At 72.1% G+C, this 17,362-nt stretch carries 20 protein-coding genes; 14 read left to right on the top strand and 6 right to left on the bottom strand.

What is annotated here, in order from left to right:
* Positions 1-65: 65 nt before the first annotated feature.
* Together ACLQ26_RS16010 and ACLQ26_RS16005 are read right to left on the bottom strand one after the other, a co-directional pair.
* Positions 66-716 carry a TetR/AcrR family transcriptional regulator gene (locus tag ACLQ26_RS16010; protein ID WP_425745141.1) on the bottom strand — a complete coding sequence of 217 codons (651 nt, stop codon included), beginning with the start codon at positions 714-716 and terminating at the stop codon, positions 66-68.
* Positions 717-827: 111 nt separating this feature from the next.
* Entirely contained in the window at positions 828-1,082 is a 255-nt protein-coding gene (locus ACLQ26_RS16005; protein ID WP_425745140.1) for a hypothetical protein, read from the bottom strand.
* Between the two features lie 237 nt (positions 1,083-1,319).
* On the opposite strand from ACLQ26_RS16005, the gene ACLQ26_RS16000 reads away from it, so the two are divergent.
* Entirely contained in the window at positions 1,320-1,445 is a 126-nt protein-coding gene (locus ACLQ26_RS16000) for a hypothetical protein (protein WP_425745139.1), read from the top strand.
* Positions 1,446-1,478: 33 nt separating this feature from the next.
* Entirely contained in the window at positions 1,479-1,697 is a 219-nt protein-coding gene (locus tag ACLQ26_RS15995) for a helix-turn-helix transcriptional regulator (RefSeq protein WP_266248397.1), read from the top strand.
* Between the two features lie 28 nt (positions 1,698-1,725).
* Here ACLQ26_RS15995 and ACLQ26_RS15990 read toward each other — a convergent pair whose 3' ends face one another.
* Entirely contained in the window at positions 1,726-2,124 is a 399-nt protein-coding gene (locus tag ACLQ26_RS15990; RefSeq protein ID WP_425745138.1) for a VOC family protein, read from the bottom strand.
* A 99-nt stretch (positions 2,125-2,223) separates the two neighbouring features.
* On the opposite strand from ACLQ26_RS15990, the gene ACLQ26_RS15985 reads away from it, so the two are divergent.
* The 9 genes from ACLQ26_RS15985 to ACLQ26_RS15945 all read left to right on the top strand — a co-directional run bounded on the left by ACLQ26_RS15985 (position 2,224) and on the right by ACLQ26_RS15945 (position 11,301).
* Positions 2,224-3,201, top strand: a complete 978-nt coding sequence (locus ACLQ26_RS15985) for a helix-turn-helix transcriptional regulator (protein WP_425745137.1) — start codon at positions 2,224-2,226, stop codon at positions 3,199-3,201.
* Between the two features lie 171 nt (positions 3,202-3,372).
* A complete protein-coding gene (locus ACLQ26_RS15980; RefSeq protein ID WP_425745136.1) occupies positions 3,373-4,533 on the top strand; it encodes an acyl-CoA dehydrogenase family protein in 1,161 nt (386 codons plus the stop codon).
* On the top strand, positions 4,523-5,737 hold the full coding sequence (locus ACLQ26_RS15975) for an acetyl-CoA C-acetyltransferase (protein ID WP_425745135.1): 1,215 nt from the start codon (positions 4,523-4,525) through the stop codon (positions 5,735-5,737). The genes ACLQ26_RS15980 and ACLQ26_RS15975 overlap by 11 nt, the downstream gene beginning before the upstream one ends.
* Positions 5,738-5,754: 17 nt before the next feature.
* A complete protein-coding gene (locus ACLQ26_RS15970) occupies positions 5,755-7,950 on the top strand; it encodes a 3-hydroxyacyl-CoA dehydrogenase NAD-binding domain-containing protein (RefSeq protein ID WP_425745134.1) in 2,196 nt (731 codons plus the stop codon).
* A complete protein-coding gene (locus ACLQ26_RS15965) occupies positions 7,947-9,068 on the top strand; it encodes a CaiB/BaiF CoA transferase family protein (RefSeq protein WP_425745133.1) in 1,122 nt (373 codons plus the stop codon). The genes ACLQ26_RS15970 and ACLQ26_RS15965 overlap by 4 nt, the downstream gene beginning before the upstream one ends.
* 88 nt (positions 9,069-9,156) lie before the next feature.
* Positions 9,157-9,603: a YbaB/EbfC family nucleoid-associated protein gene (locus tag ACLQ26_RS15960; RefSeq protein ID WP_425745132.1), complete on the top strand. Its 447-nt coding sequence runs from the start codon at positions 9,157-9,159 to the stop codon at positions 9,601-9,603.
* 3 nt (positions 9,604-9,606) lie between these two features.
* Positions 9,607-9,948, top strand: a complete 342-nt coding sequence (locus tag ACLQ26_RS15955; RefSeq protein WP_393289981.1) for a WXG100 family type VII secretion target — start codon at positions 9,607-9,609, stop codon at positions 9,946-9,948.
* Positions 9,932-11,008, top strand: a complete 1,077-nt coding sequence (locus ACLQ26_RS15950; RefSeq protein WP_425745131.1) for a hypothetical protein — start codon at positions 9,932-9,934, stop codon at positions 11,006-11,008. Before ACLQ26_RS15955 ends, ACLQ26_RS15950 begins: the two co-directional genes overlap by 17 nt.
* 14 nt (positions 11,009-11,022) lie before the next feature.
* On the top strand, positions 11,023-11,301 hold the full coding sequence (locus ACLQ26_RS15945; RefSeq protein ID WP_425745130.1) for a hypothetical protein: 279 nt from the start codon (positions 11,023-11,025) through the stop codon (positions 11,299-11,301).
* Here the strand turns inward: ACLQ26_RS15945 and ACLQ26_RS15940 are convergent, their stop codons facing one another.
* Together ACLQ26_RS15940 and ACLQ26_RS15935 are read right to left on the bottom strand one after the other, a co-directional pair.
* Positions 11,302-12,156 (bottom strand): cytochrome c oxidase assembly protein, encoded by an 855-nt coding sequence (locus ACLQ26_RS15940; RefSeq protein WP_425745129.1) that lies wholly within the window; start codon positions 12,154-12,156, stop codon positions 11,302-11,304.
* Positions 12,153-12,635, bottom strand: a complete 483-nt coding sequence (locus ACLQ26_RS15935) for a DUF2243 domain-containing protein (RefSeq protein ID WP_425745128.1) — start codon at positions 12,633-12,635, stop codon at positions 12,153-12,155. The genes ACLQ26_RS15940 and ACLQ26_RS15935 overlap by 4 nt, the downstream gene beginning before the upstream one ends.
* A gap of 170 nt (positions 12,636-12,805) precedes the next feature.
* Between ACLQ26_RS15935 and ACLQ26_RS15930 the strand changes: the two genes are divergently transcribed.
* From ACLQ26_RS15930 to ACLQ26_RS15920, 3 genes are all read left to right on the top strand, one after another.
* Entirely contained in the window at positions 12,806-14,047 is a 1,242-nt protein-coding gene (locus ACLQ26_RS15930) for a DUF2786 domain-containing protein (RefSeq protein WP_425745127.1), read from the top strand.
* Positions 14,048-14,193: 146 nt separating this feature from the next.
* Positions 14,194-14,550 (top strand): YciI family protein, encoded by a 357-nt coding sequence (locus ACLQ26_RS15925; RefSeq protein WP_425745191.1) that lies wholly within the window; start codon positions 14,194-14,196, stop codon positions 14,548-14,550.
* Positions 14,547-15,800 carry an RNA polymerase sigma factor gene (locus ACLQ26_RS15920; RefSeq protein WP_425745126.1) on the top strand — a complete coding sequence of 418 codons (1,254 nt, stop codon included), beginning with the start codon at positions 14,547-14,549 and terminating at the stop codon, positions 15,798-15,800. The genes ACLQ26_RS15925 and ACLQ26_RS15920 overlap by 4 nt, the downstream gene beginning before the upstream one ends.
* Before the next feature lie 52 nt (positions 15,801-15,852).
* On the opposite strand, the gene ACLQ26_RS15915 is transcribed toward ACLQ26_RS15920, so the two are convergent.
* Positions 15,853-17,301, bottom strand: a complete 1,449-nt coding sequence (locus tag ACLQ26_RS15915) for an alpha/beta hydrolase (protein WP_425745125.1) — start codon at positions 17,299-17,301, stop codon at positions 15,853-15,855.
* Positions 17,302-17,362 lie beyond the last annotated feature (61 nt).

The raw sequence follows: 17,362 nt of genomic DNA, 5'->3' as shown, positions 1-17,362 counted from the left end.
CCCTGCGGCACGGCGGCGGTACTCGGCGGCCACCCCGGCCGGTCGGTGACGATCCGGCCGGTGAACTAGCCGGGATGCGCCTGCCGCTCCGCTTCCTCGCCCGCGATGACCTGCGGGATGACCTGTTCCACAATGGTCAGCAGCGTGGCGGTGAGCAGCAGGTGCACCTGGGCACGGGTCAATGCGCCGCGCTGGAGCCACTCGCGCGCCGTGGACGTGGCCAGCCCGCCGTACGCCCGAACCATCCCGCGCAACTCCTCGCGGTGCTCCGCCTCGCCGGCCAGCCCGACGGCGACGAGCATGCGGTCCGCGGCGACCTCCTCGGCCTCGGCGAGCACCCGCTCCACGTCGGCGTCGCCACCCATCCCCCGGGCGGTGACGGCTGCCAACCAGGAGGTGCTGTGCCGGGACACCACGTCGAGGAACCACGAGACGCTGGCCTCCACCCGGGTCCGCAGCTCACCCTTGGGCAGCCGCTCCAGGGCGACCTCCGGAATGGTCACCATGACCCGGACGACCTCCAGGTAGAGGTCCTTCTTCGTGCCGAAGTAGTGGTTGACGAGGCCCCGGGCGACACCCGCCTCCCGGGCGACGTCGGTGGTCGACACCTCCGCGTACGGCCGCTCGCCGAACAGCCGGACCGCGCAGGCGAGGATCTGCCCGCGCCTGGCGTCCGGCTCCAACCGGCGGCGACGCGGAGCCGTCTCGACACTCATCTGCCCGACCCTAGCGGCAGCCGCCCCCTCCCTTTGATCAAGTGATGAAAAGTAGGTCAAAGGGCAGCCGCGAGACCTATTTTTCATCACTTGATCAACGGACGGCCACGATCACTGGCCGCGGCGGCGCCGAACCACGTGCCGACCGAGGTGCCGCAGGTTGGACGTCTCGGCGTAGAGCGCCGCGTTGATCGCACCGACCGCCACTCCGGGCGCTCGCTGCACCCGGTCCACGTCCCGGACCACCCGGCCGATCAACGTGAGCCGGCAACGGAGATCGAACAACTCCCTGCGCGCGCAGTGCAACGCCGTCTCCAATCCCCCGACCCGCTCCCGCAGCCACGCCAACTCCGTCGCCTGATCCATCAACGCCCACCTTCCCTCCGCAGTGCCGGTCCCGAGCCGACAGCAACCCTCCGATCACCCTCGGTCAAAAGCGACGCAGTGTCAAGATGGAGACCCCCGATCGGGTACCTCCGAATGGGGATTGGCAAACGTGCCTACCGTCGAGGTGTGGGAGACGAGGGTCCGGGCGAGCTGATGGGGCCGTATGAAATCGGCCAGCGGCTCAACGTGTCTCGGAGCCGGTTTCAGCAGATCGCGATGCGGCCGAGCTTCCCGAGGCCCTACCAGGAGCTGCGCGGCATGAAGGTCTGGCTGCGGGCCGACGTGGAGGCGTGGATCGCCGAACACCGCCCGCCACGCCCGAGCGAGGACGACTCCGAGTAGTGCTCTCTTGTTTGATCGCCCTACCGTCGACTGATGGGTGAGGTCCCGGGTCCACTTGTCGGTCCGCACGAGTTGCAGGAGTTGCTCGGCGGCGTGAGCCGGACCCGGATGCGTCAGCTCATCCGCTATCCGACCTTCCCGGCACCGTTCCAGCGGCTGCACGGGACCACGGTCTGGCTGCGGGCCGATGTGGAGGCGTGGATCGCCGAGCACCGCCCACCTCGCCCCACCGACGGCGACGAGGCCGAGTAGTTCACGCGCGCTGGCTGGGCCAACCTGGTCAGCGGCCGAACTTCTCGATCGCGTCGGGGGTCACCGGGGTGAAGAAGTTGACCAGGTTGCCGTCGGGGTCGCGGAAGAGCAGTGCTCGGTTACCCCAGGGCATGGTCGTGGGCTCGTTCACGAAGTCCTCCACCACGTTCTTCAGTTTCTCGTAGAGCGCGTCCACGTCTGCCACGAGGAATTCGATGATCACGGTGTGGTTGTCGGCCGGGCGGGCCGACCCTGGCGCGAACAGTGGGACGGTGCGGGTACTGCCGATCGCCAGCGTGCCGTGGTCGGTGCGCAACTCGGCGAAGTCCTCGTTGCCCCAGGTCGCCTGCACGCCCGTGATCTTCTCGTAGAAGCCGACCAGGCGGTTGATGTCGCCGGTGATGATGCGGATCGATACGAGATCCATGCCTTCTCCCTGCTCAGTACGGTCGGTACCGGTCTGCCATCGGCACGCTAACCCGAATACTGGACAGATCTGGTCCAGTATTCGAGGTAGGTTCAGACCGTGGCACGGCCGACAGCACAGGTGCTCGCACTGCTGGGGCTCCTACAGTCTGGCGGCGTCCGGACGATGGCCGAGCTTGCCGAGCGGCTCGGTGTCGAACCGCGCACGGTGCGGCGCTACGTGAGTCACCTGGTCGACCTCGACGTGCCGGTGGAGTCGGTGCGCGGTCGCTACGGCGGGTACCGGCTCGCCGCCGGCTATCGCCTGCCGCCGCTGATGTTCAGCGACGACGAAGCCTTGGCCGTCCTCCTCGGCCTGATTGCCGGCCGCCGTGCCGGTTTGGCGACGGCTACCGGTGCGGCGGGCGAGACTGCCGCCGCGAAAATCCGGCGCGTCCTGCCGTCGCGGATCGCGGACCGGCTGGACGCCGTACTCCAGTCTCTCGCCTTCACCACCGAGCCCGGCGACTTTCCGGCGCCGCAGACAGATGTCCTACTCACCGTTGCCGAGGCGGTCCGCCAGCACCGGCCGATCTCACTCCAGTACACCTCGCGCGACGGCAGGCGTAGCGCCCGCGCGCTGCATCCGTTCGGGCTGGTCAACCATGCCGGCCGGTGGTATGTCACCGGGGTCGATCCGGATATCGGTGAGGATCGGACCCTTCGGCTCGACCGCATCGCGGACGCGAGAACGCTGCCCGGCTCGTTCGAGCCGCCCGCCGGGAACGATCCCGCAGGGCGCCTCCTCACCTCGATGGCACAGGCGCCGTACCAGCATGCGGTGTCGCTGCGGATACAGGGAACACGTGAGCAGATCCGCAGGCAGCTACCGGCCAGCATCGCCGAGGTGCGCGAGGGTACGGACGAAGGCTGGCAGGACGTGGAGATCCGAGCAGAGAGCCTCGACTGGTTACCCGCTGTGCTCGCCACACTCGACCTGCCGTTCGTCATCGAGTGCCCGGACGAACTCCGCGACCGTGTCGTCGCACTCGCTGAGCGGTTGGCCGCCTCCGGACGACGTGAGCCGACCCGCAGCTAGTCGCCGGATTTGATCCACCCCGCTCCCGCTTGATCGACTCGGTTTCCTTGAAGCCGGGGGGTCCCACTGCTGCGGATGGCCCGACGTCAAGGAACCGGAGTCGATCAATGGTCTCGGCCGCCCGAGGCACGCTTATTGACAGGTCGCCAACAGGGCGCGAGGGTGGTGCACATGCCGACCCCCGACGGTCCCCCCTCGCCCTGGCGCGAACCGGAGCACGACGACCTCGCCGATCTGGCCCGCACCTTCTTCACCAAGGAGGTGCTGCCGCACGCCGACCGCCTGCTGGCGCAGGGTCACCCGGACCGCGAGCACTACCGGCGTGCCGGTGAGCTGGGGCTACTCGGCCTGTCGGTCCCCGAGGAGTACGGCGGCGGGGGCGGCGGCTTCACCCACGAGGCCGTCCTGCTGCACGAGCAGGCCTACACCGGGGAGAGCAGCCTCGGGCTGGCCGTCCACAGTGGCATCGTCACCGGCTATCTCGTCGCGTACGGCAGCGAGGAGCAGAAGCGACGGTGGCTGCCCGGCCTGTGCAGCGGCGAGCTGGTCGGCGCGATCGCGATGACCGAGCCGGACGGCGGCTCGGACCTCCAGGCGATGCGTACGCGGGCGGTCCGCGACGGCGACGATTACCTGGTCACCGGCGCGAAGACGTTCATCACCAACGGCGGCCTGGCCGATCTGGTGCTCGTGGCCGTCAAGACCGATCCGGAGCAGCGGGCGGCAGGCGTCTCGCTGCTGGTGTGCGAGGTGGGCGGCGATCCGGAGGGCTTCCGCCGAGGCCGGCTGCTGTCGAAGATCGGGCTGCACGCCAACGACACCGCCGAGCTGTTCTTCGACGAGTTCCGGGTGCCCTCGGCCAACCTGCTGGGCGGGGCCGAGGGGCTGGGTTTCATCCAGCTCATGCAGCAGCTCCCGCAGGAACGCCTCGTCATCGGCGTCGGCGCGGTGGCCGCGATGGAGCGCGCCGTCGCGCTTACCGTCGCGTACGCCAAGGAGCGCTCCGCCTTCGGCAAGACCCTGATGGGGCACCAGAACACCCGGATGGTGCTCGCCGAGTGCGCCACCCGCACCCGGGTCAGCCGGGTCTTCCTGGACGACTGCATCGTCCGGCACATGCGTGGCGACCTGGACGTGGCCACTGCGGCGATGGCGAAGTCGTGGCTCACCGACGGGCAGTGCGAGGTCATCGACAGGTGCCTGCAACTGTTCGGCGGCTACGGCTACACGACGGAGTACCCGATCGCCCGGATGTACGCCGACGCCCGCGTGCAGAAGATCTACGGCGGCACCAACGAGATCATGAAGGAGCTGATCGCCCGTGCCCTCTGAGGCGTACGTCTATGACGCGGTCCGCACCCCGCGCGGACGCGGCCGGGACACCGGCGCGCTGCACGGGGTCAAGCCGATCTCGCTTGTGGTCGGCCTGATCGGCGCGCTGCGCGAGCGCAACCCCGGCCTGGACGTCGGTCGGTTGGAGGATCTGCTGCTCGGCATCGTCACCCCCGTCGGCGAGCAGGGCGGTGATCTGGCGCGGGCCGCCGCGCTGCTGGCCGGGCTGCCCGACCAGGTGGGCGGGGTGCAGCTCAACAGGTTCTGCGCCTCCGGGTTGGAGGCGGTCAACTCCGCTGCCGCGCGCATCCGCTCCGGCTGGGAGCACCTGCTGCTCGCCGGTGGGGTGGAGTCGATGTCCCGGGTACCGATGGGTTCCGACGGCGCGGCCTGGGCCACCGACCCGCAGACCGCGCTTGCCACGTCGTTCGTGCCGCAGGGCGTCAGCGCCGACCTGATCGCCACCCTGGAGGGCTTCACCCGCGACGACGTGGACGGCTACGCGCTGCGGTCGCAGGAGCGCGCCGCCAAGGCGTGGGCCGGTGGGCACTTCGCCCGCTCGGTGGTGCCGGTGCGCGACGGCAACGGGCTGGACATCCTCACCGTCGACGAGCACCCGCGCCCGGAGACCACCCGGGAGGCCCTCGCTCGGCTCGCCCCGTCCTTCGCCACGATGGGCGAGGCCGCGGGCTTCGACGCGGTCGCGTTGCAGAAGTTCCACTGGCTGGAGGCCATCGAGCACGTCCACCACGCCGGCAACTCGTCGGGCATCGTGGACGGCGCGGCGCTTGTGCTCATCGGGTCGGAGCAGGTGGGTCAGGATCTCGGTCTCACCCCGCGCGCCCGGATCGTCGGCGCTGCCGTCACCGGCGCCGACCCGACGCTCATGCTGACCGGCCCGATCCCGGCCACCCACAAGGCGCTCGCCGTCGCCGGACTGACAGTCGACGACATCGACCTTTTCGAGATCAACGAGGCGTTCGCGGCGGTGGTGCTCAAGTACGTCCGCGACCTGGTCCTCGACCCGGACCGGGTGAACGTCAACGGCGGCGCGATCGCGCTCGGCCATCCGCTGGGTGCCACCGGAGCCATGTTGCTCGGCACGGCGTTGGACGAGTTGGAGCGCCGCGACCTGCGCCGGGCCGTGGTGACCCTCTGCATCGGCGGCGGCATGGGCGTCGCCACCGTTCTCGAGCGCTGCTGACCCGGGGGAAAAGACACATGACCACCACCATCCGGTACGACCGCGGCGACGACGGCATCGTCACGCTCACCCTGGACGACCCCGACCAGTCCGCGAACACCATGAACCGGGCGTACGCGGCGTCGATGAGCGCCGTGCTGGAGCGGCTGGAGGGCGAGCGCGATCTCGTCGGCGTCATCGTGACAAGCGCGAAGTCCACGTTCTTCGCCGGCGGTGACCTGCCCGAGATGATCCGGGCCACCCGCGCCGACGCGGCCGCCCTGGCGGAGCTGCTGGGCACCATCAAGCGGGACCTGCGCCGCCTGGAAACGCTGAGCAGACCAGTGGTCGCGGCGGTCAACGGCTCCGCGCTCGGCGGTGGCCTGGAGATCACCCTCGCCTGCCACCACCGGATCGCGCTGGACGCGCCCGACTCGCGGCTCGGGCTGCCCGAGGTGACCCTGGGCCTGCTGCCCGGGGCCGGCGGTGTCACCCGGACGGTACGGATGCTCGGCCTGGCGGGTGCGCTGACCACTGTGCTGCTCACCGGTCGGCGGATGCGCCCGGCCGACGCCCTGGCCGCCGGCATCGTGGACGAGGTGGTCGCCACGCCCACCGAGCTGCTGGATCGCGCACGGGCCTGGATCGCGGCGAACCCCCAGCCGGCCCAGCCGTGGGACCGGCCGGACTACCGGATGCCCGGTGGCACCCCGGCCAGCCGTTCACTTGCCGCGCAGCTGCCCGCCTTCCCGGCCACCCTGCGCAAGCAGCTCAAGGGTGCCCGGTTGCCCGCGCCGGAGGCGATCCTGGCCGCCGCCGTCGAGGGCGCACAGGTCGACCTGGACACCGCGTTGACCGTGGAGACCCGGCACCTGATCGGCCTGCTCACCGGCCAGGTCGCCAAGAACATGATCGGGGCCTTCTTCTTCGACCTGAAGGCAGTCAACGGCGGCGCCGCCCGACCGTCAGTCGACGTTCCGCCGGTGCGCCGGGTGGCGGTGCTCGGCGCCGGCATGATGGGCGCGGGCATCGCGTACGCCTGCGCCAGCGCCGGCCTCGACGTGGTGGTGAGGGACGTGTCGCCGGAGGCCGCCGGGCGGGCCCGGGAACACGCCGAGCGGCTGCTCGCCCGCAGGGTCCGTAAGGGCCGTACCACGGAGGCCGACGCCCGCGCGATCCTGGACCGGATCACCACCACCGACCAGGTGGAAGCCCTCGCCGGCTGCGACACGGTCATCGAGGCGGTCTTCGAGGACCCGGCGCTGAAGAAGGCGGTCTTCGCCGAGGTGCTGCAGGTCCTGGCGCCCGACGCGCTGCTCGCCTCCAACACCTCCACCCTGCCGATCACCGCCCTGGCCGAGGGAGTGGACCGACCGGCGGACTTCATCGGCATGCACTTCTTCTCCCCGGTGGACCGGATGCCGCTGCTGGAGATCGTGGTCGGCGAGCGGACCGGTGACGCGGCAGTGGCGCGCGCCTTCGACCTGGGCCGGCGGATCGGCAAGACCCCGATCGTGGTCAACGACGGTCGGGGCTTCTTCACCAGCCGGGTGATCGGCAGGTTCATCGACGAGGCGGTAGGCATGGTCGCCGAGGGCGTACCGGCCGCGTCGGTGGAGCAGGCCGCGTTGCAGGCCGGCTACCCGACCGGGCCCCTGGCGCTGGCCGACGAGGTGAGCCTCAACCTGATCCAGCGGATCCGCCGCCAGTTCGAGGCGGCCAGCGAGGAGTACCTCCCGCTGCCCGCGCACCGGCTCGTCGACGAACTTGTCGACGCGTACGACAGGCCGGGGCGTGCGGCCGGACGCGGCTTCTACTCCTACGACGACGGCACCCGGAGTCGGCTGTGGACCGGCCTCGCCGACCTGGTCAGCGACACCGGGCGGGCGGTGCCGTTCACCGACCTCCAGGAGCGGATGCTCTTCGCCGAGGCACTCGACGCGTTGCGCTGCCTCGACGAGGGGGTGCTACGCACCGAGACCGACGCCAACATCGGTTCGATCTTCGGCATCGGCTTCCCCGCCTGGACGGGAGGCGTGATCCGTTACGTCCGGCAGTACGCGGGCGGCCCGGCCGGCTTCGCGGCCCGCGCCAGCGAGCTGGCCGAGGCGTACGGCGACCGGTTCACACCACCCGCCGACCTGGCCGACCGGCTCGCCGCCCGTAACGCCGCCGAGACGCCGACCGGCACCGAGCCGGCTGCCCGTCCAGCCGAACCGGCAGGCGTCGCGTGACGGCCGCGCGCGGCGGGCCGCTGGCCGGGTTGCGGGTCGTCGAGTTGGCAAGTCTCGCGCCGGCCCCGTTCGGCTGCATGGTGCTCGCCGACCTCGGGGCGGACGTGGTGCGCGTCGACCGGCCGGGTGGACCGGGCGCCGGGCGGCTGGCCGCGCCCACCGGTGGACCGTTGCAGCGCAGTCGCCGGGTCACCGCGCTGGACCTCAAGTCCCCGGCCGGTGTCGCCGACCTGCTGCGCCTGGTCGAGCGGGCGGACGTGCTCGTCGAGGCGTACCGGCCGGGAGTCGCCGAGCGACTCGGCTTCGGCCCGGACGTCTGCCGGGACCACAACCCCCGCCTGGTGTACGCGCGGATGACCGGCTGGGGCCAGGACGGCCCGCTGGCCGGTCGGGCCGGCCACGACATCGACTACATCGCGGTCGCCGGGGCGCTGGAGCCCCTGGGCCGACCCGGCGCCCGCCCACACGCGCCGCTGAACCTGATCGGTGACTTCGCCGGTGGCGGGATGGTGCTCGCCGTCGGGGTGCTGGCGGCGCTGCTGGAACGGGAACGCTCCGGCGTCGGCCAGGTCGTCGACGCGGCAATGGTGGACGGATCGGCGCTGCTCACCTCGTTCCTGCACGGGCTGCTCGGCACCGGCCTGTGGGCCGCCTCGCGCGGACGGAACCTGCTCGACGGAGGAGCGCCCTTCTACGACACGTACGCCACCGCCGACGGCGGCTTCATGGCGGTCGGGGCGCTGGAACCGGCCTTCTACGCCGTACTGCTGGCGGGTCTCGGCCTGGCCGACGACGCGGACCTGCCCGACCAGTACGACCCGAGCGGCTGGGACGATCTGCGCAGGCGGTTCACCGAACGGTTCGCCGAGCGGACCCGGGACGAGTGGACGGCGGTCTTCGCCGACCTGGACGCCTGTGTCGCCCCCGTGCTCGCCCCGAGCGAGGCGCACCGGCACCCGCACAACGCGGCCCGGGGGACGTTCGTCGAGGTCGACGGCGAGATCCAGCCGGCCCCGGCGCCCCGCTTCGACCGTACGCCCGCGGGCCCGCCCGCCCCCGCGCCCGATCCGGGGCGCGACGTCGCGCCTGTCGACGAGATCCTCGCCTCCTGGGATTGATCCACAGCGGACCCACGGGACACCCGAGCGGGTGTCGCGTTGGTACCGTCGTGCACCGACGACGACTGCGTACCTGGGGGGGACGACCATGGCGAGCGGGATTGATCCGTCCGGCCTGAGCGGCTCGCTCGAAGAGGCGATGCGCCTGCTGAGTCAGGCATCGGGTGCCGTCACGGCACAGCCTGGTGAGGCCGACGGGCCCGTGCCGGACGCGGAGCAGACGGTGGGGCGGGGCACCGGTGGGGCCGGCCTGGTCGAGGCGGAGGTCGCCGCCTTCGGCGCCCTGCGGACGCTGGTGATCGACCCGAGTCTGTCCCGAGCGGGCACGAGCACGATCGCCGAGTACGTCCTGGAGGCGGTCCAGGCGGCACAGGCCGACGAGCGTGCCCGCCGGGCCGATCTGACGGCCGCGGCCCAGGTCGACAGCACGGCCCTCACCCAGCAGCTGGAACGGGTCTCCGAAGAGGCGTTCCGTGGCTTCCAACAGATGATCGGTGACCTGGACGCGGCCACCCGCCGGATGAATCGTCGCTGAGCCATGTCCGACGGGATCGAGGTGGACGTCGACGCTCTGCACTCTGCCGCGTCGTCGATCGCGACAACCGGCCAGCAGCTCGGCGAGGCGGTCAGCGGCCTGGAGTCGACTGTGAACGGAGCCGGTAATCCCTGGGGCGCCGACGAGGCGGGGTCACTCTTCGGGGCCGTGTACGTCGAGGTCCTGACGCACGCGCTCGACGTGTACCGGTCGATGGCCGACCAGTTGTTGGAGGCCGCCGAGAACCTCGACCTCAGCGCCGACGCGCACGAGGCGACCGACCTCGCCAACGCGGAACTCTTCACGAGGATGGAGCTGCCCAGTGGGTATGCAGCTTCCTCCTGAGCTCGCCGAGGCGCTGGGCTGGGTCGGCTTCACCTGGCCGACCGCCGACGAGGAGTTGCTGTTCGAGGCGTCCCAGATGTGGTTCGCGTTCGCCGGCCGGCTGCGGACGGCGGCCGGGGAGGCGCAGTCGGGAGCGGCCCAGGTCAGCACGACCAACAGCGGCGACGACGTCCGGGCGTTCGAGCAGGTGTGGCAGGGCGAGGAGGGTGCGCCGCGCCGCATCGAGGACGGCGCGCAGGCCGCCGAACTGATCGGCATGGCGTTGCTGGTGATGGCCATCATCACCCTGACGCAGAAGATCATCGTGATCGTCCAGTTGACGATCCTGGTGATCCAGGTGGCGATCGCGTTGGCGGCGGCGGCACCCAGCTTCGGCGCCTCGCTGGCCCAGATCCCCGTCTCGATCGGCCTGGCCCGGATGGCGATCCAGCGGGTCATCAAGGAGGTCATCGAAAAGGTCGTCAAGGAGATCATCCCGCAGTTGCTGAAGCGCGCGAAGACGCTGCTGCGCCGTTTCGCCCGCAAGGGGGCGAAGGGCGGCCCGAAGCGGCCCCGCGTGCCCGGCCCGCACACCACGCCGCGCTATCCCAACACGAAGAAGATGCTCGACAAGTACCGCAACGAGCACCTGCCCGGGGGCCACTTCCCGACGGCGGTGCGCCGGCTCAGTCCCGAGGAGTTGGAACAGCACCGGGTCTTCTTCGACGGCGACGGCGTGCTGCGCAGCGCCCGCAACGGCGAGCCGTTCGACACGTCGAGCGCGCAGACCGTGTTCAGCGGCAACGGTCAGGCGATCTTCGTGATGGACCGCAACGGCAACCTCTACGCGTCCAACTACCAGCGGGTCGGCGACTTCCACCACTCCACTCTGGGTAACGGAAACCCGGTCGCCGCGGCCGGCGAGCTGGTCGTCAAGGACGGTAGGGTCGAGTACGCCACGGCGCGCAGCGGTCATTACCAGCCCGACCCGAGCCACATGGCCAATCTCGACGCCGAGTTCAAACGCAACGGCGTCAACGGGGTTCCGATTCTGGGCTGGGATGGCGGCCGGATCTTCTAGGGGAGTCGACAAGCATGGGTACGGACAGTTGGAAGGGCCACGTCAACGGGATCCTCTACGGGGTCCAGTTCGACAGGGCGCTCGACGATGCGGTGGTGACCCGCGTCGCCGACGGGGTGACCGCCGGGCTCTACCCGGGTGGCCCGGCCGAGACGCGGGAGGCGTTGGACCAGGCGCTGCTCTACTCGGGCCCCCTGAACGACCAGGCCGAGACGCACCACAGCGAGGACGACATCCGCGCGTTCTTCCGGCGGCTCACCGCCGCCCTGGCCGCCCCGCCCGCGCAGAGCTGATCACGAGGTTCGCGTCACGACAGGGCGCTGTCGTGACGCGAGCCCGCTGATCGCGCGAGGTGACCGCCGGCGGTGGTACCAGGTCGCGAAGAGGGCCACCGCCAGCAGCAGCTCCGCCCCGTCGCCGCCGTAGTACATGAGTTGGGCGGCCGAGCGGAACGCCGCCGCGTCCGGGTCGGTCAGCCCCGGGGGCAGGGTGCCGGCCCGCGCGTAGAGGTACTTGGCGAGCGCGGCGTGGCCGGCCGACGCGCCGAGCAGCGCGCCGACCCGCACGGCCAGCCCGGGGCGGCGGGGCGCCGGGTCCGGCCCGGCCAGCGACCAGGCGAACAGGTAGCCCGCGGCCAGGTAGTGCAGGTGCACGGCGTGGTGCAGGGCCGGCTGGTGTTCCGCCGTCGCGTACAGCGGGGTGAGCAGCACCAGCGCCAACCCTCCCGTGCTCAGCAGCGCGGCGGTGACCGGGTGGGCGATCAGGTGCAGGCTGCGAGCGCGCAGCAGCCGGCCCACCCGCCGACGCGTCGGTGCGGGCGCGACGTGCAGCAGCAGCGTCACCGGCGCGCCGAGGACCAGCCCCAGCGGCGCCAGCATGCCGAGCAGCAGGTGCTGCGCCATGTGCCAGCGCGGATCGCCCGCGACGTGGGTCACGGGCCCGAGCGCGACCGCCAGCACCGCGCACCCGGCCAGCCAGGCGACGGTACGCCGATGGTCCCAGCCCCGCCTGTCGCGTACGGCGGCCAGCAGGTAGCCGACGGCCAGCACCGCGACCGGGAGCAGCGGCAACCAACCCGGCCCGTCCGCCGTGTGGCCCCCGTGTGCCAGGGGCGGCAGCACCGACCAGCCCGCAGCGACTGCCGTCACCGGGAGCCGTCACCCGGCCGGCGGGATCGCGTCCACCAGACGAGCGCCGCGCCGGCCAGCAGCAGGACCGCGCCGGCCACGTTCCACACCACGTCGTACGGCACCAGGTGTACGCCGTAGCGGATCTGGTGCACCCGGAGCACCTTGTGGTCGACCAGCCCGTCGAAGAGCTGGAACCCTCCCGCGCCGAGCAGGAGGCCACCCCAGGCCAGCCGGGGCGACAGGCCCAGCCGTCGGCGCAGGTCGGCGAACCAGAAGAACCCGCCGACAAGGGCGATCACCTCGGCAGCGTGTAGCAGCCCGTCCGAGAGCAGCGCCACCGACGGGGTGGACCTGTCGTAGAAGTGATGCCAGGCCAGCAACTGGTGGAAGACGATCTCGTCCACGGCGGCCATGATCCCGACGCCGATCAGGACGCCCGCGAGAATAGAGGAACGGGCGTCGACGGTACGTGCACTCGGCAGGCTGAAACCGACCACCACACACCCCGCATCCGTCCCGAATCACTGCCGCACTACCCCGGACTCAACGATCCATGCCCGCCGAAGCCACTGCCGGTGAGGCACCGCCAGGGTCCCCGTTTCGCGACTTCCGCACGACCACCGGCATGATCATGGAGCCTGAGAGGGCAACCACTGAGGAGGTGCCTGTGCCGGACGCGGACGAACTCGTCGCCGACGCGCTCGCGGCGGTGCGCGGCACCGACGTACGACAGGCCGAACGGCAGCTGGACCGGCTGATGGTCGGCACCGACGCGGCGGACGGCACCACGGCTGTGGACGCGGCCCTGCGCCGTCGGCTGGTCCGTGCTCTCGGGCAGCTCTGGCCGCGCGGATGGCAGCCTGTCGACGTACACCGGATCACCGGGCGGCGGCTCGACGCCAGGGCGGCCCGGCTGGTCCGGGACGCGCTGGCCGCCCAGCGACGCGAGCAGGCCGGGCCGGTCCCCGACTGGTGGGACGACCAGCTACGCGGGCTGACCGCCGAGGGTCGGGACGACGGCCGCGACCTGCTGGCCGCCTGGGCCGCCGCGGAAGGGCTGGACCGGGTCGACGCGCTCCGCGCGGCTGTCGACGTACTCGTGCTTGTGGAGAGCCTGCCACCGATCGCGGTGCTCCGCCCGCCGCCCGGCTCGACCGGGGCGACGACCCCCCGCACCGCCGGTACGGGCCGCAGCGGGTCGCCGATGCTGGACCGGGTCCGCGCGCTGCTCGCGAAGGCCGAGTCGACCACCTTCCCGGCCGAGGCGGAGGCGTTGACAGGCAAGGCACAGGAGCTGATCGCCCGGCACAGCATCGACGAGGCGCTGTTGGCCGCCGGCGCGGAGCGCGGTGACCTGCCGGGCGGGGTGCGGCTGGGCACCGAGACTCCGTACGCCGGTGCGAAGGCGCTGCTGGTGCAGGAGGTGGCGGCGGCGAACCGGTGCGAGGCGGTCTGGTCCGACGATCTCGGTTTCACCACGGTGCTGGGGTGGCCGGCGGACCTCGTGGCGGTGGAGCTGCTCTACACCTCGCTGCTGGTGCAGGCCACAGCCGCGATGCTGCGCGGGCGTACCGAGCGCCGCCCGGGGTCGGGCCGGCGGACGAAGGTGTGGGACGAGTCCTTCCTCAACGCGTTCGCGCTGCGGATCGGTGAGCGACTACGCGCGGCCACCGAGGCGGCGGACCAGGCCGCCGCCGAGACGGCCGGGTCGGAGCGGCTGCTGCCGGTGCTCGCCGCGCGCGGCGAGGCGGTCCAGGAGCGGCTGGACACCCTCTTCCCGGGCGTCACCCGGCACCGGCTGAGCGTCCGCGACGCCGAGGGCTGGTCGTCCGGCACCTCGGCCGCCGACCGGGCCGCGCTGGACGCCGGCGGCGGTCACCGGCCTCGACAGGTGCCGGGCCGACAGTGATCCGCCCGGCGTGGGACCACCGCCTGGGAGTGTTTCTGCGATTTTCTTCGGTACGCGGTAGGGAACGGGGTGTCGGCTCCGACCCTCCGGTGAGTCGCACCCCGACCGGGGGCGGCCAGTAACCGAGGAGCGTCGCCGTGAAGTACATGCTGCTGATCTGGAACCGGCCCGGCTTCACCGAGGGGCTTACCGAAGAGGACCGCAATGCCCTGTTCGGCGAGGTCGACGACATCATGAAGGAGCTGACCGAGACCGGCGAGCTGGTCGACGGCCAGGCGCTGGCCGACCCGGCGCAGACGCAGACGGTCCGGCGCGTCGACGGCAACGCCGAGATCGTCGACGGGCCGTTCATGGAGAGCAAGGAGCAGTTCGCCGGCTACCTGACCGTCGACTGTGACAGCCCGCAGCGGGCCGCCGAGATCGCCGCCCGCTGGCCGGACGTGCGCTACGGCGGCGCGATGGAGGTCCGACCGATCATGGAACAGGCCGGGACGGAGATGTGACCGACGACCGGACGGTCGAGGACCTGCTGCGCACGCTCGCGCCGCAGGTCCTCGGCCTGCTGGTCCGCCGGCACGGCCAGTTCGACAGGTGCGAGGACGCGGTGCAGGAGGCGTTGCTCGCGGCCGCGACGCAGTGGCCCGGCCAGGGCGTACCGGACAACCCGCGCGCCTGGTTGCTCACCGTGGCCACCCGGCGGCTCACCGACGAGTGGCGCAGCGAGAGCGCCCGCCGGGACCGCGAGGTGGCGGTGGCGCTGCGCGAGCCGGCGTACGCCCAGGTCGCCCCGGCGGCCGACGCCCCGCCGGCGGTGGCGGACGCCGACGACACCCTCGCCCTGCTCTTCCTCTGCTGCCATCCGGCGCTCGCGCCCTCGGCGCAGGTGGCGCTCACCCTGCGGGCGGTCGGCGGGCTCAGCACCGCCCAGATCGCCCGGGCGCACCTGCTGCCCGAGGCGACGATGAGCCAACGGATCCGGCGGGCCAAGCAGCGGATCGAGGCCGCCGGGGCCCGGTTCTCGATGCCCGGGCCGGGTGAGCGCGGCGAGCGGTTGCGGACCGTGCTCCGGGTGCTCTACCTGATCTTCAATGAGGGGTACACCGCGTCCAGTGGGCCGGACCTGCGCCGGGCCGAGCTGACCGGCGAGGCGATCCGGCTGGCCCGCGTCCTGCACGGGCTGCTGCCCGACGACGGTGAGGTGACCGGGCTGCTGGCGCTGATGCTGCTCACCGACGCGCACCGGGCGGCCCGGGTCGGCGAGGACGGCGAGTTGGTGCCGCTTACCGAGCAGGACCGCAGCCGGTGGGACGCCGCCGCCATCGCGGAGGGAGTCGCCCTCGTCACCGAGGCGCTGACCTGGTCGCCGCCCGGCCCGTACCAGCTCCAGGCGGCCATCGCGGCGGTGCACGCCGAGGCGCCGACGGCGGCGGAGACGGACTGGCGGCAGATCGTGGCGCTCTACCGGCTGCTGACCCGGATCGCCCCGAACCCGATGGTCACGCTCAACGAGGCGGTGGCGGTGGCCATGGTGGACGGGCCACGGGCCGGCCTCGCCCTGCTCACCGCCCTGGACGCCGACGGGCGTACGGCCGGACACCACCGGCTCGCCGCCGTCCGGGGGCACCTGCTGGAGCTGGCCGGCGAATCCGGCGCGGCGCGGGACGCGTACCTTGCGGCGGCACGCGGCACCACGAGCCTGCCCGAGCAGCGCTATCTCCAGTCCCGGGCCGCCCGGCTGACCGTGCCCGAATAGACCCGCCGCCGGCCGCCGGGCAGATCTGACCACCCGACGACCGGCGGCTCGGTCACACGTCGGGGTCGACGGCCGGGCAGCGGGTGCCCCGGGCGGGCGCCACCTGGTCGATCAGGTAGGCGTCGACGGCCCGCCCCACGCACGGGCTTGTGGTGTAGCTGCCGTGCCCCCAACCCTCGTAGGTCAGCAGCACGCCGTGCCGGCCCAACTGCCGGGCCACGTTCGTGGCCCAGTTGTACCCGCTCGCCGGGTCGTGCACGGTGGCGGCGATCAGCAGCGGCACGTCGGTGCGCACGCGCAGGCGGTGCTGCGGGTTGGCGACAGGCGTCGGCGTGCCCAGGCAGGTCGCGAGGGCGAACACCGCCGTCGGGTACCGCAGGTCCGGTGCGAGCCGGGCCATCCGGCGCAGGTGTCCGGCGTACTCGCGGTAGTCGCGGACCGGCAGGCTCCAGTCCTGGCAGAAGACCGCGAAGGGGTACGGGGCCACCGCGTCGTCCGCCGACGGGACTGCACCCCCCGCGACGCCGGAGGCGTCCATACTGCCCAGCCACTCGGCGAGCCCCGGCCAGCGCCACGTGTCGTAGAACTCCTTGTGAGTGAGCCGGGTCAGCTCGAACGGGGTCAGCACCGCCCCACCCCGTTTCGGGTCGGTCAGCACACCGCGCTCGGCCCGTGCACGCAGCCTCTCCCAGATCGCCCGGAAATCCTTCCCGTGCAGGGCGCACGCGGTGGACCTGTCGCACCAGGCGACGAACTCGTCGAAGGCGTCCTCCGAGGTGACGGCCTGGGTGTCGAGGAGCGCCCGGGTGCCGAGGCTGTGGTCCATGGCGGCCTCCAGCACCATGGCCCGGACCTTCTCCGGGAACAGTTCCGCGTACCGCTCACCGAGCAGGGTGCCGTACGAGCTGCCGTGGAAGGTCAACTGCCGTTCGCCGAGCGCGGCCCGGATCGCGTCGAGGTCGCGGGCAGCGCTTGTGGTGTCGACGTGGTCGTAGAGGGGCCCGGTGCGGGCGCGGCAGTCGGCCCGCAACAGTGCGTTGCCTGCCAGCGTGGCGTCGAACTGGGCCTGGTCGGCGATCAACTGCGGTTGCCGGGCGAGCAGGTCCCGTGCGCAGAGCACCGGGTTGCTGCCGCCGGTGCCGCGCGGGTCGAAGCTGACGATGTCGAACCGGCGGCGCAGGTCGGCGCTGAACCGGGAGCTGCCGTTCACCACCCGGTCGACCCCGCTGTCGCCCGGCCCGCCGGGGCCGAAGACCAGCGCGCCCTCCCGGCTGGCCGGGTCGGCGACCCGGCGGGCCAACGCCAGGTCGAAGCGATCGCCCCGGGGTCGGTTCCAGTCCACCGGCAGCGACAGGGTGCCGCACTGGGCGGTGGCGTCCTTGGCGCAGGGCTGCCAGTCGATGGTGGGCTGGGCGGCGGCCGGGCTCGCCGGGGTCAGGCCGGCGGCCGTGAGGGCCAGGGCTACCGCCCAGCCGACTGCGGATTTGCGTACGCGCAGCATGAGGTGCTGTCCTCTCCTCGAAGGAGCGTTACCTGTGAAACTCGCCCAACGGGCGAGGTGA

This window comes from Micromonospora sp. DT43, assembly GCF_049841645.1.
Classification (GTDB): Bacteria; Actinomycetota; Actinomycetes; order Mycobacteriales; family Micromonosporaceae; genus Micromonospora.
The sequence above is the reverse complement of the archived record's forward strand: the minus strand, read 5'-3'. Positions and strand labels throughout refer to the sequence as shown.

Bases quoted from the DNA above. Each gene is read 5' to 3' on its own strand.
- ACLQ26_RS16010 (WP_425745141.1), bottom strand. From the start codon at position 716: ATGAGTGTCGAGACGGCTCCGCGTCGCCGCCGGTTGGAGCCGGACGCC.
- ACLQ26_RS16005 (WP_425745140.1), bottom strand. From the start codon at position 1,082: ATGGATCAGGCGACGGAGTTGGCGTGGCTGCGGGAGCGGGTCGGGGGA.
- ACLQ26_RS16000 (WP_425745139.1), top strand. From the start codon at position 1,320: ATGCGGCCGAGCTTCCCGAGGCCCTACCAGGAGCTGCGCGGCATGAAG.
- ACLQ26_RS15995 (WP_266248397.1), top strand. From the start codon at position 1,479: ATGGGTGAGGTCCCGGGTCCACTTGTCGGTCCGCACGAGTTGCAGGAG.
- ACLQ26_RS15990 (WP_425745138.1), bottom strand. From the start codon at position 2,124: ATGGATCTCGTATCGATCCGCATCATCACCGGCGACATCAACCGCCTG.
- ACLQ26_RS15980 (WP_425745136.1), top strand. From the start codon at position 3,373: ATGCCGACCCCCGACGGTCCCCCCTCGCCCTGGCGCGAACCGGAGCAC.
- ACLQ26_RS15970 (WP_425745134.1), top strand. From the start codon at position 5,755: ATGACCACCACCATCCGGTACGACCGCGGCGACGACGGCATCGTCACG.
- ACLQ26_RS15960 (WP_425745132.1), top strand. From the start codon at position 9,157: ATGGCGAGCGGGATTGATCCGTCCGGCCTGAGCGGCTCGCTCGAAGAG.
- ACLQ26_RS15955 (WP_393289981.1), top strand. From the start codon at position 9,607: ATGTCCGACGGGATCGAGGTGGACGTCGACGCTCTGCACTCTGCCGCG.
- ACLQ26_RS15950 (WP_425745131.1), top strand. From the start codon at position 9,932: ATGCAGCTTCCTCCTGAGCTCGCCGAGGCGCTGGGCTGGGTCGGCTTC.
- ACLQ26_RS15945 (WP_425745130.1), top strand. From the start codon at position 11,023: ATGGGTACGGACAGTTGGAAGGGCCACGTCAACGGGATCCTCTACGGG.
- ACLQ26_RS15925 (WP_425745191.1), top strand. From the start codon at position 14,194: ATGCTGCTGATCTGGAACCGGCCCGGCTTCACCGAGGGGCTTACCGAA.
- ACLQ26_RS15915 (WP_425745125.1), bottom strand. From the start codon at position 17,301: ATGCTGCGCGTACGCAAATCCGCAGTCGGCTGGGCGGTAGCCCTGGCC.